Genomic DNA, 14,692 nt, shown 5'->3' on the forward strand with positions numbered 1-14,692 from the left:
TAAAAGAGGTGAATTAAATGGAGATAGTATCATCGTTTGGATTTATAAGTATATCAATTTTTTATCTTTATCAAATTATCTTTTTTATCTTTTTCAGAAAAAAAGAACCTAAAGAAGCTTCTTTAAAGTATTATAAATTTACATGTGTGATTAATTTCTTGATTTTTCTCGCGACTCTTCCAGTAGTGTTTTTACTTGGTGCTATGTCATCATCTCTTTTTCCGTTTTTAATCATCAGTGGTTTACCATTACTATTCTTTATTTGGTCACTAAGAGATTTACTAATTTTACAAAAAGAAGAAATAAATAGATACATAGACTGATAAAAAATGCATTCAACAACCATTTTTAACGATATGGAAGTCAATTTTATTAAAAGTCAAGAGGTTAAGTAATTCGCTTGTTACATCAGTATTCTTTATGAAATGTACAACATTATAACGAATTATTTTTAAGCTGAACTAATTTCTGCATTAGTTCAGCTTTTATTTGTGATTAGAACTCTCGAACCTTTTTCACCTTTCGAATTATCTAATTTCCCCTCTTTCTTTAATCGTGCCACTTCAATTTGATTGACCATTTCAAAATCAACTTCACTAAAAGAGGAATTCAACAATCCCTGCTCTTCCTCATAATCAAACCCCGTCGCCCCCTGGAAATGCACTTTTCCCTGAAATACTTTCTTTTTCGGTTCGTAATGATCCTCTAATGTAACCAAATCGGTAGCTAATAAAGCCTCCATCAGATTTTCATGAGGCATATGACTAGCATTCTTTATTTCCATATTTTGCACTCTATATATATTTGTAGCAGTCATGTAAACTATGTCTATTGGTAAAATTTTAATAGAAGAAAGTAGGAGCAAACCAATGAAAGCACTATATGTTTTTTTATCTTCCCTTGTATTGTTTGGACTTATTTCTGTTTCGCCAGCAGAAGCAGCAGCAGCAGAAAAATCCATCGATATGTATTTTTTGGAGGATGTTGATTACGATCATTGGGCATACAATGAATTGGAACGCTTTGTGTATTCGGATATCATAGACGGATATGTGGAAACAGAATCGTTTGAAGAAGATGGAGAGGAATATGAATATACATCCGTCTCTATAAAACCAAAAAATCCGATTACTCGTGCTGAATTCACTAAAATTTTAGTGAATTCGATGAATTTATGTGCAGGTGAAACAGTTAAATCGTTCCCTGATGTAAAACCGGCGAATTGGTATTACGAGTTTGTTAAGGTTGCTAGTAGTCAAGGCATTATCAATGGTAAGCCAGACGGTACTTTCCGACCGAATGACAAGATTACACGTAACGAAATGGCAGTCATGATTTACCGTGCATTCGAGTCAAAGCTTGATTTTTCAGCAACAGGAAAAGTATTCCCAGATGTACCAAAGGGGAATTTCGCCTATGAAGCAGTTGTGAAAACGGCAGCTGTAGGAATTATCAAAGGGTACGGAAATGTTTTCAAGCCTTACAATGATGCAACTCGTGCTGAAGCTATCGTGATGATTGACCGTGCCTTGCATCTAGAGCCCGAAACAGATGGAGATCAACTTGCGATCATTCAAGCAGTTGATCGTAACATTAAAGATGAGACGAAATTCATTGAACAACAAGACTTAAAAGCATTAGAAGCACTTTATCGTGAAACGACAATTGGTTACCAATTAGCTTATTCACTTGATAGTTTGGATATGGCAGGAATGTTTGAAGAATCAGATGTTATATTCAAGAAGGAACAGATTGGTGAATATGCGATCAAAGCTGTTTCTGTAAATAATCATTTTGCTCAAGTCCGTATTGATAACTTAGTATATAAAATATCTTTGACAGCGCCAGATATGTCTTTTAACATGAAAATTGACTTATCAGGAACTGCTCATCTTAAGAAAAGTAATGATGGTAAATGGAAAATTTATAACGTTGTTCTTGATGAAGATGACTATGAACAAGATTGGAAAGAAACATTAGAAACTGAGATCAACTAAGAACAAAAAAAGCGTAAGGAATTCTCTGAATCGCCCCGTAAAAGTTAGACATCAATCTAACTTTTACGGGGTTTTTTTATGGCAAAAGTAAATGCCGAAAATTGATTCAAGCAGTCCAGCGATACTTAAATGGAAATGAATCTATGATTGAAATCGCGGAAGAATTGGAGTGACAGATAGGGTTGTAAGTGAATGGGTTTGCCGTTATTGAAAAATGGTGTAGAGACTTTCTTAAAATCCTAGTAGGAATGTTAAGCAGCAAAAAATAAAATGTACACTACTAAAATTGAAATTTAGTAATGTACATTTTTATAATAATTGCAACAATATAAACAAGTTATGATATAACAATTACTTGTCTTTAATATTACAGAGTATCCTCATCGCATCTATTTTAATAGCCCATATGATGGTGGCACGGCATATGCTGCTGATGGTGATGTTGATGATGCCCCATGTGATGATGATGCCCCATGTGATGGTGATGGTGGTGATGATGTGGCATATGGCAAGGCTCAGGTGGCATTTCGCAAAGTGTATGAGTCTCACAACATTCATTCACGACAGACTCAGTGCAAGGGAAATGATACTGATGATCAATTATATGTTTATTAACTGTTGTTACATGTGCTGGCTGTACATGTGGTACAACTGTATGGATGTAATTTGTGCGTACATAATCCTCTGGTGGACAACAATGTGGCGGCTCATATTGAGTTGGACATGTAAGTGGTGGACAACAATGCGGGCCTTTTGCATGATGATGGTGATGCATATGCTGCATGTGATGCATATGCTGCATATGTTGCATATGTCTTTCCATGGTAAAACCTCCTGTTTTGATAAGTTGTGGTTCATAATTAACATATGAGATAAAAGACGATATGGTCTATTTGTATGCCTATTAAGGGCTGGTTAAATCTCTTAGGCAATCAAAATAGGTATGATTAATGGAGGGGTTCACCAAATTTTAGACGTCGTCAGTCACTGTAAAATTGAGGTTTGTTGAAAAGTAATGATACAAAGAAGAATTGCAAATAATGTTAGAAGAGAATAATAATAATATTAAATTTTAGATTGAATAAAAATGCATTTTGTTGTAGAATTAACCGATGTATCGTAGGTTTACGATATTTTTTAGCTCATAAAAATGAGTGATAGTGATTATTCTAAAAAACTTTATGCATTGAGGATTTTAATAATAAAAAAGTAGTGTTTGGGCATTCCTTCCTTACTTTTTAAAGGAATGTTTTTTATTTGATCATTCATTAACTACTCAATGCAAAACTTTATACAGATATACATTTCTTGGCGGTTTTAAAGTACCTAACAAGCTTGATGTATAAAACTTCGAAAAAACCTAAAGAAATGAGGCTTTAAATGATGAAAAAATATCCTACTTCTTCATACTTTTTCTTCATAATTCCGTCTCTTATTGGTGTTCTATTATTTATGACACCAGTCTTAACGGAAGATGGATGGAAAGTTCCGATTGCTATTTTAGCAAATTTATTAGCAGGTTTTGTTGCACCTATTATTAGTTACTTTACTATAATTATATTTGCGATTTCGGCAATTGGTTCACTCATTGCCAAATTTGTTCCTCGGAATAATGCAAAGGAATCTAGTATTTTATATACATTATTTTATGTAAATTGGTTTTGGACAATTATAAGAGTCATCGGTTTAGTATTTGCCTCAATGGTCGTGTTTAATTTTGGACCATCCGCGATTAACAATGAAAATACGGGTGGATTATTAATGAATCCTGACGGTGGTTTAGTAACATTTTTATTTACGATTTTCTTATTTGCAGGCCTACTATTACCGTTTTTAACAAACTTCGGATTGCTTGAATTTTTCGGAACGATGATGGTAAAAATCATGCGTCCGCTCTTTAAAAGCCCTGGGCGTTCATCAGTTGATGCACTTACATCGTGGGTTGGTGATGGAACAATTGGTGTTCTTATGACGAGTAAGCAATATGAAATGGGGAACTATACGAAAAAAGAGTCAGCCATTATTGCAACGAGCTTTTCTGTAGTATCCATCACATTCTGTATCGTAGTACTAGATACAGTGCATTTATCACGCTATTTTATTCCATATTACTTAACGGTTGTACTTTGCGGTCTTGTGTTAGCGATTGTTATGCCGCGAATTTTTCCACTTGCTAACAAAGAAGACACTTATATCGACGGTACACCAGTAGATTTATCACGTGAGGAATTACCTGAAGGCTATAATTCTGTGTCTCACGGCTTAGAAAATGCTTTAGCCGTTGCGCATGCAAATCGTGACCCACGTCAATTTTTGAAAGATGGGACTAGAAATGTCTTGGATTTATGGATTGGTGTAGCACCGATCGTTATGGCATTTGGTACGGTTGCTTTAATGCTTGCTGAATTCACTAATATTTTTGCATTTTTAGGAAAACCGTTTGAACCTATTTTAACAGTACTTGGTTTACCAGAGGCAGCTGAGGCAGCGCAAACGATGGTTGTTGGCTTTGCTGACATGTTTTTACCTTCAATTTTAGGAGCAGGAATTGAAGCTGAAACGACACGATTTGTGATTGCTGTTGTTTCTGTTACACAGCTTATTTATATGTCTGAAGTCGGTGGCCTTATTTTAGGTACAAAAATTCCACTGAAATTTTTAGATCTAGTAATTATTTTCTTAATTCGTACGATTATTTCACTACCAATCGCAGCATTAGTTGCACATATACTCTTTTAGATTAAAAAGGCAATTGTTCGAATTTCACTAATGCGAACAATTGCTTTTTTCTTTATTAAAGTACGCGCGAAAAAGGAGAATATCTATAAAAAGGAATTCAGTGAACATAATATAACTTGCACATAAATTCATTGAATTGGGAAAAACTACGTTTAAAGTGATGATACTGAGGTGATAAAATGGACAGAATTTTTTCTCTCTGCTTAAGTTCTTGTTATTTGTTATTTTCTCAACCTAGTGATGCCTATATAAAAGACTCACCTAGTTCGTATGAAGAGGTCTATCCTGAAATAGGCTATAAAACGGTTGAAGGAGCTGCCTACGATTTCGAACGGCACTTTCATCAAGGACTAAAGCTACCACTTCGAGTACCTCCTATTAGTTTTACACATCATTTTGGTCGGTTTAATGATCTAGATGGTGACATGAACGATTTTTTTGAAGTTACATTTGTTAATAATCAACTTCCTGAACATCATTATAAAATAACGGTTCGACCTATTCAGTATAAGTTTCCAGTTAAAAAGGAAAGTGTAGTAAAGACTTTCGTATTGAAAAAGGGAACGACTTCAATCTATATGGAAGTCTCGGGTTTTCATGTACTTGCTTTCGAAAGAGAAGATTGGCAATATATGCTGTGGATTGATAAAAGAGTTTCAAATAAGGTGACACCTGAAGTGTTAGTTGACATTGCTAATTCCATTGACTATACAACGTTAGAGGATGAACGGGGTTAATTCAGCTAGAAAATGCCAAGACCTATAGTTTTTTGGTCTTGGCATCATTTTTTTTGAAAGTATGCCGAATAGCCTCAATAATTATGCTGGATTGACAGAAGCATTTCGGATCGCCATTGTTATGATAGAGTAGAGTAAGACACTAAAAACTAATAAACCACTTAATAGAGCGAAGCTAGATATATTTGATAGTAGGTCAAACAAAGGAGAATACCATTTGAATATGATTGTAACAATCGGAATTAAGACGAGTAACCCTATAAAACTGTAACCGCCCAGAGTTCCCAAGCGATAAAAGACAACATTCAATAAAAGTCCTGCTGTTAGGAACAAGAGCAGTAAAACGGTATCCAATGCCATCATTTGTAAAAATGATGGGGAATTATTAAAAAGTAAAATAGGATGGATAATGAATATGTTAGAGACGTTAGTAAGTATTTTTTGTGTACAACCAATTATGAAGGCACTTACTAGGCTCCAACAGATAAAAAAGAGCCCCACATTGAACATAAATTGCAAGCGACATAAACCAAGCCTTAAAAAATAGGATAACGTTTTATTTAGTAACTTTGCAGCCATGATACTGGAGAAGATATAAACAGGTATAGAAATCATGATGTAAAAATTATAAATATACAGGTTAAAAAAAGCTTCTAAGAATAACGACAATAGGACGATTGAAAATAAAATGCTCCAAAAAATTAAAATTTGCTTTTTATAGCTTTGAAATAATACATACAAGCTTCCCTTTACTGTATTCATTTAATAGTCCTCGCTTTCTGCTGTTTACTTAAATACACTAACATATCCTGTAATGAAACAGGTTCAAGCATAATATTCTGTCCTTCAATGGATTGACCATCAGTGAAGACAATTGCAGTTAGCTCCTGCATAAATGTATGCTTATAAATACTCTTTAGTCCATTAATTGCCTGCTCAACATCAGAAGGATTACCTTTTACTGCTACAATATGCTCATGCCATTCCTCCACGGTTTTCTGAAGCAGTAATTGTCCTTCGTGTAAAATAAGTATTTCCTCAAATAGCTTACTTGCTTCATCAATTAAATGTGTAGACAATATAAAGAGTCTTGGATTGTCGGTTTGTTGTTCAATCAATAAATCATAAAAAGTATTTCGGGCAGCTACATCAAGTCCGATATAAGGTTCATCAAAGATTGTAATCCCTGCGTTACTCGCAAAGCCTGTAATAATGCCTAACGCAGACACCATTCCTTTTGATAAACTGCGAACCTTATCTTTTGGATTTAGAGCAAAAACTTCTAGTAGCTCCATTGCGAGCTCTCCATCCCAGTTTGGATAAAAGAAGCTATTCGCCTTTAACGTTTGTGCAATTGTCATTTCCTCTTGAAAGTTTCCATTCTCTGCAACAAAACAAATATCACGTAAAGTTAAAGGTACATTGAAAACATTTTCTCCATTGACAGATATGTTTCCCTTAGTTGTAGAAATAAGTCCTGATAATAAATTTAAGAATGTTGTTTTACCAGCGCCATTATGACCCAAAAATCCAATGATTTTTGGTCCTTCAATTGTAAAAGAGATATTTTTTAAAGCTTCCTTATGTCTATATGATTTACTAACATTTTTCACTTCGATTTTCATAGGTTAACCCCTCTGTAACATATTTTGTAATTCTTTATCTGAGATACCTAATCTTATTGCTTCTTTCTTTAACGGCTCTATATGTTGCTGAAAAAAATTTTCCTTACGCTCCGCAATTAATAATTCACGAGCATCAGTACTCACAAACATGCCGACGCCACGTTTTTTATAAATTACGCCTTTGTCCACTAATTCGTTCACGCCCTTTCCAGCTGTTGCAGGATTAATTTGATATTCCTTTGCAAATTCATTTGTGGATGGAATGCGATCTTCGGGTTGTAGGTGTCCATCTAAAATTCCATCCTCTATTCGTTCGCGAATTTGTTGGAAAATGGGCTTTTCATTGTTTAAAGAGTGAATCACAATTCCCCTCCTTTTGTTGATTGGTTAATTACTTGTGTAACTAACTATATAACGCAAGGGTAATTTTGTCAATTCCATATTGTGAAAAATTTAGTTGACTGAATGCGTTCATTAAGTTATTATAACTAGCGAATAAGAAAGAGGTTCATAGCGCATACCCTCTATAAAAAACTATGGATGACGTCATCTACGCCATATCCCAAAATGCGGATATGGCGATTTTTTTTTATTTGGTTTCACGCAATGGACTTCTCACAATTTGAGGAGGCATTTTTTATGGCAGGAAGAAATGAAGAGCAAGGTTTACAGGATTTAACACTCCTTGGGAACCAAAATACAAAGTATTTATTTGAATACTCACCGGAAATACTTGAAGCAGTCGACAATTTGCATACGAAAAACGATTTTTTTGTAAAGTTTAATTGCCCGGAATTCACAAGTCTATGTCCAATGACAGGGCAGCCTGACTTTGCGACAATGTATATTTCTTTTATTCCAGATAAAAAACTAGTCGAGAGTAAATCATTAAAGCTATATTTATTTAGTTTCCGTAATCACGGGGACTTCCATGAGGATTGTGTCAACATCATCATGAATGATTTAATTAAGCTGATTGAACCGCGCTATATTGAAGTATGGGGTAAGTTTACGCCGCGTGGTGGCTTGTCCATTGATCCTTGGTGTAACTATGGCCGACCAGGCACAAAATATGAAAAAATGGCGGAGCATCGTTTGATGAACCACGATGTGTATCCGGAAAAGGTGGATAACCGCTGATGCTTTACTATTTAAATGGATTGTTTGTTGGCTTTTTAATTTTAGCTAATGTTTTAGCTGTTAAAGTGTTTAGTATAGGTGAATGGATGGTGCTTCCAGCCGCTGCGATTTTAATTATTTTTACGTATCCGCTTATTGATGTAATTTGCGAGGTATATGGTAAGGAAGCGGGTGGTCGCACGGTTAGAACAGGGCTTATTGCTCAAGTGTTTGCGGTATTCTTTATCGCTATAGCCATTGAACTACCACCTGCACAAGCCTTTGTCCATCAGCAGGAGTTTGAGACAATTCTCGGCGGTAGTATGCGTGTCATTATTGCAAGTCTTGTAGCCTATTCGGTCAGTGTTAACTTGGATGTAGTGATATTTAGTAAATTTAAAGAAAAGCATGGAGACGGAAAGCTTTGGCTTCGAAACAATGCTTCTACGATGCTAAGCCAACTCATCGATACGGCATTATTTATTACGATAGCCTTTTTTGGAATAATGCCATTTAAGGTGTTACTGACATTATTTATCACACAGTATATATTTAAATTTTTGGCGTCCATTGTTGCAACACCACTTGTTTATGGGTTAGTTTACGTTGCACGGAAATTTGATAAACTTAAAAGCATCGAGCCATCTCATTACTGAGATGGCTTTTTTAACATTCCGTTCTTTAAATAACCCGATGGAAGAGAGGGACATAATTCTTCTGTCGAAAGTTAATAGTGCTCTCGTAATCGAATATTATTTAATAGCACCTCTTTTATCCAAGTTTATAGCTCCATTTTTGCATATGTGTAACGTTACGGCCGAGCATATACTGTGGATAAGAAAGGGAGGTGAGCAATTATGAGAATTAACTGGAAGATCCGTTTTCAGCATAAACCATTTTTACTTGCACTATTTTCGTTGATTGTATTACTCGCGCAGCAAGTAGCAGCTATTTTTGGCTATGATTTAACGAGTGCAATGAGTGAGCAGGGAATGACCATCTTAAATACCGTATTATCCATCTTCGCTTTATTAGGAGTTGTCGTAGATCCTACAACACGGGGAACCAGTGATAGTCAACGTGCTTTGATGTATAGAAGACCTAGATAAAAAAGGGTGGAAATAAATTAAAAGTGTAATTTTACATTTTGGATAAATGTGTTATAATGATAAAAAATTGATAAAGATAAAGTAGGGAGGACGATTGAATGTCGCTTGAAATGGAGCAGAGGGTTGCCAAGCTCGAGCAGGAAATGATGGATTTGCGGCAGGAATTAGAAGGCTTAAAACGTCAACAACCTGTTGAAAAATCAAGCGCCTTGAGTGCTAGGCAATCCATGGCTGATCAATTTGAACCAAAACCAGCGCAAATCCTAAAGCCAAATTCAAGCTTGGAACCAAAGCCGAAAATAATGACAAATCCAGAAGAAAAGGTGCAACCACAGCGAACATTGGAAGAGCGTATTATGTGGGCACTTCCAAAATTATTTATGGTCATTTTAGTGATGGGGGTACTTTGGGGACTTAAGCTTGTTAGTGATTATGGCTATTTAGCGAACGAAGTTAAAATTATCCTTGCCTACGTATTATCTCTTGCCTTAGCAGTAATAGCTTATGTGTTAGAGCGTAAAAAAACAGGATCATCGGCTATAACAATTTCTTTATACGGTGGTGCATTTATTGTTGGGATATTAACAACTGCCGCAAGTGCGATATTGTATGAAATCATAGGTTTAACGATGGCACTTGTTATTGCCGTTGTTTATATCGGCTACGGTATTGTTATTAGCTACTTGAAGAAAAACGAAGTACTCACAATATTTGTAGCCTTTACATCATTATTACTACCATATTTACTAGAATATGATTTTAGTCCTGTTATCATCTTAATCTATGTGGTTGTGCTATTTATGATGCTGCAATTTGTCATTCTTCAACACAAGCAGAAGTTGGCATTCTATCTAGCAACCTTTTTCTCTTTGCTAGCTGTCAGCATTATAGCGTTTATGAACCATGACAACCGAGTTGTTTTTGCAATAGGTTTCCTTGTTGTTCTAACTATTTTTTACACTAGTTGGTGCCGATTATATAATGCAGAGTCTAAACTGAAAAATATTCATGTCGGACTCCAATTCAGTCTAGGAACTTTTAGTTTATTACTCCTGAACTTTATTATTAGACCAATTGAATATAGCGAAGCACTATTACTCATAGTAATCAGCTTGTTTGCAGCTGTAGCGGGTTATGGCTATAAGCAAAAATGGCAGGAGGCATTTGATAGTGCCGTAACACTCGCATTTATTACACTATGTAATACGCTGCTAGTTATGAATTTACCAGGGGAAGTAGATCAATTGCTCATCCCGTTCATCACCTTTGCAGGTGTTATGATGAGTTTACGATTACGAGCAAGTATGATGAAGGTTGTCGGCTCATTTTCATTTACAATTACAGTCGCTTTAAACTTTATTATTCATGAGCCGACACCGTTCTTCAGCATAGATCATATTAGCTTAATAATGCCGGGAATATATCTCCTAATTATTTATGTATATGCGAGACGTCCAAAAGAGACACTGACATCCTTCGAAAAGTTTATGAAGGAAATATATGTGATTGATATTTTAGCAGTTATTACGGCTGGTTATTTCTTAGCCTATATCGGAAAGCTGGATGAATTGTACTTTGCAAGTGTTGGTAATATCCCGCATTTAACGTGTTTAATCCTAGCTTTACTTTTCGCGGGATCACTTTTAGTACCAATAAAATACAAGGGGCGTGCATTAACGCCAGTCCTTGGTGGGTTTTTCGTTCTCTTCACCGTAATGCTTGAAATTATTCCATACAATATGCAAGGTATCGAGTGGCTAAATATAGTAACAAGAATCGTGTATATTGCTGTGATCATAGCAATAATGATTGATGTACTGATGAAGGGCCGCATTTACCAAATCTATCAAGAGCAAGCAGAGAAACTTCTAGACCAAGTTGTAAGTGCAGGCGTTGTGCTTACGATGATATCGGTTTGGGGTCTTATCCATCAACTTTCCTATAATAGTTTGCTAGATTGGAAACTAAGCATTGCCTTTTCAACGATCACATTATTCCTGACAGCCAGTATCTCACTATGGCTTAGCACTGTGCGTAACTTACAAACATTACGCCTAACAGGGTTTGTTATTTTAGTGATTGCGTTTATTAAGCTTATATTCTTTGATTTATCCGCTTTAGACTTATTAATACGAGCTGTCCTGTTTATTTTGATAGGTGGGATTGGGTTGTTGTTGTCGGGTAGGTTGTTGAAGAAATAAATGAATAATATTGATCTAAAGCATGGAGTTGCAATAAAACAACATTAAAACCGTTTACCTTTATTTTATGGTAAACGGTTTTTTTATATCTAATCGCTTTTTAAACTTAGCTTGATCTACATATTTTAGCAATTGAAAAATTTAAAAATAAATACAAATTCATACGAAAAAGTGGTGTTGTAAATGCTGTTTATATATGAAATAGTATAATTAGCATAAGGAATATTCAATTAATAGGAAAGTTTATTTACTGTAAGTACTATTGTTTTAGTGTTAAAGTCTAATGTACTTTTAACTTCTTTCGGCGGGTGTCCAAACGCCTGCTAAACAGAGGAACTTAGTCTAGGAACGCCAAGTCCTGTGGCATTACCGAAATGACCGACATCGTGTCGGCCCTCGCGCATGTCTAAGCGCAAAGCCGATTCCAGACGTGATTATGCCGAGGCATAATTGATTAACTTACATTACTAAAAAGTTTGATCAGCATAAGGAGGGAGAAAATGAAGCGTCAAAATAGAAAATTATTTAAGAGTCAAGGGGGATTCTCTTTAATTGAGGTTGTTGCTTCCTTAGTTATAATAACTATCATCTTATTATCCTTTTTCGGCTTACTCATTCAATCGAATAAAACCGGAAAAAGCTCTGAACAAATTATTGATGCCACCTATTTAGCGCAAAAGGAAATGGAGAAAATGTATAACTACTTTAAATCTACCACGATCGAAACGTGGGAATCTAATTTTCCGTATCTAGCTGAAAAGGATGAAGTGAATTCAACAGGTAATATCACTCGGTATAAAGTGACACCCTCTAATGCTAAAAACAAGGAAATCATAATAGTGAATGCTGAAGATATCTCGCATGATAATACCGTTAGGGTTACTATCGAAGTTTATGATTCAAGAGGGGCGATATTAAAAGCGAAAATGCAAAATATCTTTAGCTTGTAAGAAAAGAGGTGGTTCATATGTCTAAATTCAAAAATGAGAGAGGCGTGACCTTACTAGAAGTTTTGGCTGTTACTGTAATAGCTACGATTGTATCTATTGTTCTTATGTCTATCTTAATGAACAGTAAGACTACAAGCGATAAACAAATGAAATCGACTATTCAATTATCTGACACAACTTATATTTTGAAAGTTGTTACTAAAGATACGCGTAAATCTACTGAAATTCATAAAAAGGCTTTAGATGAGTATACAGAATATACACTAATAAATAATCAAAATAATAAAAAATATACTTATGTATATTACCAAAAGGATCAGACGATTACGAGAAATGATGAAATGATTGCAGCGAATGTGCTTGATTTTAACATTGAAGATAAACGGAGTCATGTAATTATTGATATTACAACGCCAAATAGTAAGCCTTTTTCATCAACTATATATTTTAGGGGAGGCAGCTAAATGTTTAAGAATCTAAAACAAGAAAATGGTTATTCGTTACTTTTAGTAATTTTTACAATTGCTTTTATCTCAGTTCTTGGAATTACGCTTTTAACACTTACTGCTAATTCATTAAAGATGTCTGCTAATGAGCGAGATGACCAATCTGTTTTTTACATTGCAGAAGGTGGCTTAAACAGTACAAAAAGCAAAGTAGAACAATTAGTTAAAATTACATACGATGAAAATAGAAAAAAATTCAATAAGCTACCTCCTGATAAAAGAAAGCCGGAAAAATTTAAGTCAGATTTTATAGATGCATTTGAAAGTAGCTTAGAAAAAATCTTTGAAAAGAATCAATCAACATATGCTGATACAGTGACTTTTGATGAACAATTTAATGAAAAAACTTTTGCAAATGTAACAGTTATTCAAGAAAGTACTGAACAATTACAATATAAAATAACGTCCGTTGGTAATGTTGGCAAGAAAACGAGAACAGTAGCACAGACAATTACAATCGATTTAGGAAGCGGAACGGGTTCTGGTTTTTCAAATTCCGCTGCTATCCACGCTATAAAAAACATCGAACTTGGAGGAGGTAAACTTAATGGGGATGTTGTTTCTGACAGTGGAAAAATTAGTATTACACAAGAGAGTGCTAAAATTACTGGTAAGATTGGAACAACTCCAGATAAGTTTTCAAAGCCGAGCTGGATGAATGTTACGAATGAGATTATAGGGAATGTTGCATTTCCTAAGGATGTATTACCACCTTTCCCGGATAATGAATTTACTAGTTTAAGCACAAGACCATATACAAATTCAATTCAAGTTTCCATCGATGGAAATCAAACGCAACTCTCGTTGGAAAATCATTCAATTAAGATTGACGGTGGAGGAAACGGACACATAAATGGGTATCAAAACTTTAGTGGTACTCTCCCGCTTACTCAAAATATGTACTTGAAAACGCTTATAGTTTCTTCGGGCAGAACGTTATCTATTGATGTAGGTAATTCAGACAAAAATTTATATATAGATAACTTTAACTTCACGGAAGGGCACTTAAATATTACGGGGAGCGGTAGATTAACTTTGTATATTAAGGATGCTTTTAATTTAAAGGGAAGTTCGAGTATGAATAATACAGGAGACATAGGGCAATTAAGTGTATATTATACAGGCACTTCGTTAATGGATTTTACTGGTGATACAAAAACAAAAGCCTCTATATATGCTAAATCAGCTGATATAAAAATAAATGGTTCTGGTAGCGTACAAGGAAATCTATATGCAGGTGGATCAAATATCAATGTTGAAGGAGGGTCTTATAATCACGACTTATATATTTATGCCCCCGACGCAAAAATCACAATGAGAGGATCAGGAGAAGTTGTAGGAGGAATAATGGCTTATACAGTAAATACGAGTGGAGGTTCAACTGTTACTTACAAACCAAAAACGATTGAAGATACAATATCAAATGGTGGTTTAGTATTTGAAGAAAATAATAATTTAACAATTTCTAATAGTATGCTTGAAGTAGAATAAATATCACGGAGCATGAAGAGGTTGTTTAGAATGCGATATTCTGATTTTGATACAATAGAATACTAAGCTTGTCGTCTTAGTAATGACATTATTTTTACAATTATATAGTTAGTTTTAGAGAAGCTTAATGCTGTCTATGACGAGGGGTTCCAATTGATGTGAGAAAGTAATAGAAAAGGGTTATTTAGAATGTCTGGAATGAATTCAGATTTTCTAAA

16 protein-coding genes are annotated in these 14,692 nt (G+C 34.9%); 11 read left to right on the top strand and 5 right to left on the bottom strand.

Annotation, left to right across the window (positions count from 1 at the left end):
- The first annotated feature begins 17 nt into the window (after positions 1 to 17).
- Complete coding sequence (locus ACQKN4_RS05350; protein ID WP_427482670.1) at positions 18 to 323, top strand: hypothetical protein; 306 nt, start codon at positions 18 to 20, stop codon at positions 321 to 323.
- Between the two features lie 155 nt (positions 324 to 478).
- Here ACQKN4_RS05350 and ACQKN4_RS05355 read toward each other — a convergent pair whose 3' ends face one another.
- Positions 479 to 784: a hypothetical protein gene (locus ACQKN4_RS05355; protein ID WP_427482672.1), complete on the bottom strand. Its 306-nt coding sequence runs from the start codon at positions 782 to 784 to the stop codon at positions 479 to 481.
- A gap of 85 nt (positions 785 to 869) precedes the next feature.
- Between ACQKN4_RS05355 and ACQKN4_RS05360 the strand changes: the two genes are divergently transcribed.
- Positions 870 to 1,997 carry an S-layer homology domain-containing protein gene (locus ACQKN4_RS05360; RefSeq protein WP_427482673.1) on the top strand — a complete coding sequence of 376 codons (1,128 nt, stop codon included), beginning with the start codon at positions 870 to 872 and terminating at the stop codon, positions 1,995 to 1,997.
- A 394-nt stretch (positions 1,998 to 2,391) separates the two neighbouring features.
- Here the strand turns inward: ACQKN4_RS05360 and ACQKN4_RS05365 are convergent, their stop codons facing one another.
- Positions 2,392 to 2,820, bottom strand: a complete 429-nt coding sequence (locus ACQKN4_RS05365) for a CotD family spore coat protein (RefSeq protein WP_427482675.1) — start codon at positions 2,818 to 2,820, stop codon at positions 2,392 to 2,394.
- A gap of 560 nt (positions 2,821 to 3,380) precedes the next feature.
- On the opposite strand from ACQKN4_RS05365, the gene ACQKN4_RS05370 reads away from it, so the two are divergent.
- Together ACQKN4_RS05370 and ACQKN4_RS05375 are read left to right on the top strand one after the other, a co-directional pair.
- Complete coding sequence (locus ACQKN4_RS05370) at positions 3,381 to 4,736, top strand: YjiH family protein (protein WP_427482767.1); 1,356 nt, start codon at positions 3,381 to 3,383, stop codon at positions 4,734 to 4,736.
- A 179-nt stretch (positions 4,737 to 4,915) separates the two neighbouring features.
- Positions 4,916 to 5,473 carry a hypothetical protein gene (locus ACQKN4_RS05375; protein WP_079560594.1) on the top strand — a complete coding sequence of 186 codons (558 nt, stop codon included), beginning with the start codon at positions 4,916 to 4,918 and terminating at the stop codon, positions 5,471 to 5,473.
- 81 nt (positions 5,474 to 5,554) lie between these two features.
- Here the strand turns inward: ACQKN4_RS05375 and ACQKN4_RS05380 are convergent, their stop codons facing one another.
- Genes ACQKN4_RS05380 through ACQKN4_RS05390 form a run of 3 tightly spaced genes read right to left on the bottom strand, consistent with a single transcriptional unit; the run spans position 5,555 to position 7,461 of the window.
- Positions 5,555 to 6,235 carry a hypothetical protein gene (locus ACQKN4_RS05380; RefSeq protein WP_079560596.1) on the bottom strand — a complete coding sequence of 227 codons (681 nt, stop codon included), beginning with the start codon at positions 6,233 to 6,235 and terminating at the stop codon, positions 5,555 to 5,557.
- The gene (locus tag ACQKN4_RS05385; protein ID WP_079560599.1) at positions 6,232 to 7,098 is read right to left on the bottom strand and encodes an ABC transporter ATP-binding protein; all 867 of its coding nucleotides are present in this window, start codon (positions 7,096 to 7,098) and stop codon (positions 6,232 to 6,234) included. Before ACQKN4_RS05385 ends, ACQKN4_RS05380 begins: the two co-directional genes overlap by 4 nt.
- Positions 7,099 to 7,101: 3 nt before the next feature.
- Positions 7,102 to 7,461, bottom strand: coding sequence for a GntR family transcriptional regulator (locus tag ACQKN4_RS05390; RefSeq protein ID WP_079560601.1), 360 nt, complete (start codon positions 7,459 to 7,461; stop codon positions 7,102 to 7,104).
- A 276-nt stretch (positions 7,462 to 7,737) separates the two neighbouring features.
- Here ACQKN4_RS05390 and queF point away from each other — a divergent pair, with 276 nt between their 5' ends.
- The 7 genes from queF (at position 7,738) to ACQKN4_RS05425 (ending at position 14,474) form a co-directional block, all read left to right on the top strand.
- Entirely contained in the window at positions 7,738 to 8,238 is a 501-nt protein-coding gene (queF, locus tag ACQKN4_RS05395) for a preQ(1) synthase (RefSeq protein ID WP_427482678.1), read from the top strand.
- Entirely contained in the window at positions 8,238 to 8,873 is a 636-nt protein-coding gene (locus ACQKN4_RS05400) for a queuosine precursor transporter (RefSeq protein WP_079560603.1), read from the top strand. Before queF ends, ACQKN4_RS05400 begins: the two co-directional genes overlap by 1 nt.
- A gap of 201 nt (positions 8,874 to 9,074) precedes the next feature.
- On the top strand, positions 9,075 to 9,326 hold the full coding sequence (locus tag ACQKN4_RS05405) for a phage holin (protein WP_427482680.1): 252 nt from the start codon (positions 9,075 to 9,077) through the stop codon (positions 9,324 to 9,326).
- Positions 9,327 to 9,424: 98 nt separating this feature from the next.
- Positions 9,425 to 11,527, top strand: coding sequence for a DUF2339 domain-containing protein (locus ACQKN4_RS05410; RefSeq protein ID WP_427482682.1), 2,103 nt, complete (start codon positions 9,425 to 9,427; stop codon positions 11,525 to 11,527).
- Between the two features lie 500 nt (positions 11,528 to 12,027).
- Positions 12,028 to 12,477, top strand: a complete 450-nt coding sequence (locus tag ACQKN4_RS05415) for a type IV pilus modification PilV family protein (protein ID WP_079560610.1) — start codon at positions 12,028 to 12,030, stop codon at positions 12,475 to 12,477.
- 17 nt (positions 12,478 to 12,494) lie between these two features.
- Positions 12,495 to 12,941 (top strand): type II secretion system protein, encoded by a 447-nt coding sequence (locus ACQKN4_RS05420; protein ID WP_079560612.1) that lies wholly within the window; start codon positions 12,495 to 12,497, stop codon positions 12,939 to 12,941.
- Complete coding sequence (locus tag ACQKN4_RS05425; protein WP_427482684.1) at positions 12,942 to 14,474, top strand: pilus assembly PilX N-terminal domain-containing protein; 1,533 nt, start codon at positions 12,942 to 12,944, stop codon at positions 14,472 to 14,474.
- Positions 14,475 to 14,692: the final 218 nt, after the last annotated feature.

Origin of the sequence: Lysinibacillus sp. NPDC093692 (genome assembly GCF_050280125.1) — a bacterium.
Classification (GTDB): Bacteria; Bacillota; Bacilli; order Bacillales_A; family Planococcaceae; genus Lysinibacillus.

Coding starts and splice junctions, on each gene's coding strand:
- ACQKN4_RS05350 (WP_427482670.1), top strand. CDS start 18: ATGGAGATAGTATCATCGTTTGGATTTATAAGTATATCAATTTTTTAT.
- ACQKN4_RS05355 (WP_427482672.1), bottom strand. CDS start 784: ATGGAAATAAAGAATGCTAGTCATATGCCTCATGAAAATCTGATGGAG.
- ACQKN4_RS05360 (WP_427482673.1), top strand. CDS start 870: ATGAAAGCACTATATGTTTTTTTATCTTCCCTTGTATTGTTTGGACTT.
- ACQKN4_RS05365 (WP_427482675.1), bottom strand. CDS start 2,820: ATGGAAAGACATATGCAACATATGCAGCATATGCATCACATGCAGCAT.
- ACQKN4_RS05370 (WP_427482767.1), top strand. CDS start 3,381: ATGAAAAAATATCCTACTTCTTCATACTTTTTCTTCATAATTCCGTCT.
- ACQKN4_RS05375 (WP_079560594.1), top strand. CDS start 4,916: ATGGACAGAATTTTTTCTCTCTGCTTAAGTTCTTGTTATTTGTTATTT.
- ACQKN4_RS05380 (WP_079560596.1), bottom strand. CDS start 6,235: ATGAATACAGTAAAGGGAAGCTTGTATGTATTATTTCAAAGCTATAAA.
- ACQKN4_RS05385 (WP_079560599.1), bottom strand. CDS start 7,098: ATGAAAATCGAAGTGAAAAATGTTAGTAAATCATATAGACATAAGGAA.
- queF (WP_427482678.1), top strand. CDS start 7,738: ATGGCAGGAAGAAATGAAGAGCAAGGTTTACAGGATTTAACACTCCTT.
- ACQKN4_RS05400 (WP_079560603.1), top strand. CDS start 8,238: ATGCTTTACTATTTAAATGGATTGTTTGTTGGCTTTTTAATTTTAGCT.
- ACQKN4_RS05405 (WP_427482680.1), top strand. CDS start 9,075: ATGAGAATTAACTGGAAGATCCGTTTTCAGCATAAACCATTTTTACTT.
- ACQKN4_RS05410 (WP_427482682.1), top strand. CDS start 9,425: ATGTCGCTTGAAATGGAGCAGAGGGTTGCCAAGCTCGAGCAGGAAATG.
- ACQKN4_RS05415 (WP_079560610.1), top strand. CDS start 12,028: ATGAAGCGTCAAAATAGAAAATTATTTAAGAGTCAAGGGGGATTCTCT.
- ACQKN4_RS05420 (WP_079560612.1), top strand. CDS start 12,495: ATGTCTAAATTCAAAAATGAGAGAGGCGTGACCTTACTAGAAGTTTTG.
- ACQKN4_RS05425 (WP_427482684.1), top strand. CDS start 12,942: ATGTTTAAGAATCTAAAACAAGAAAATGGTTATTCGTTACTTTTAGTA.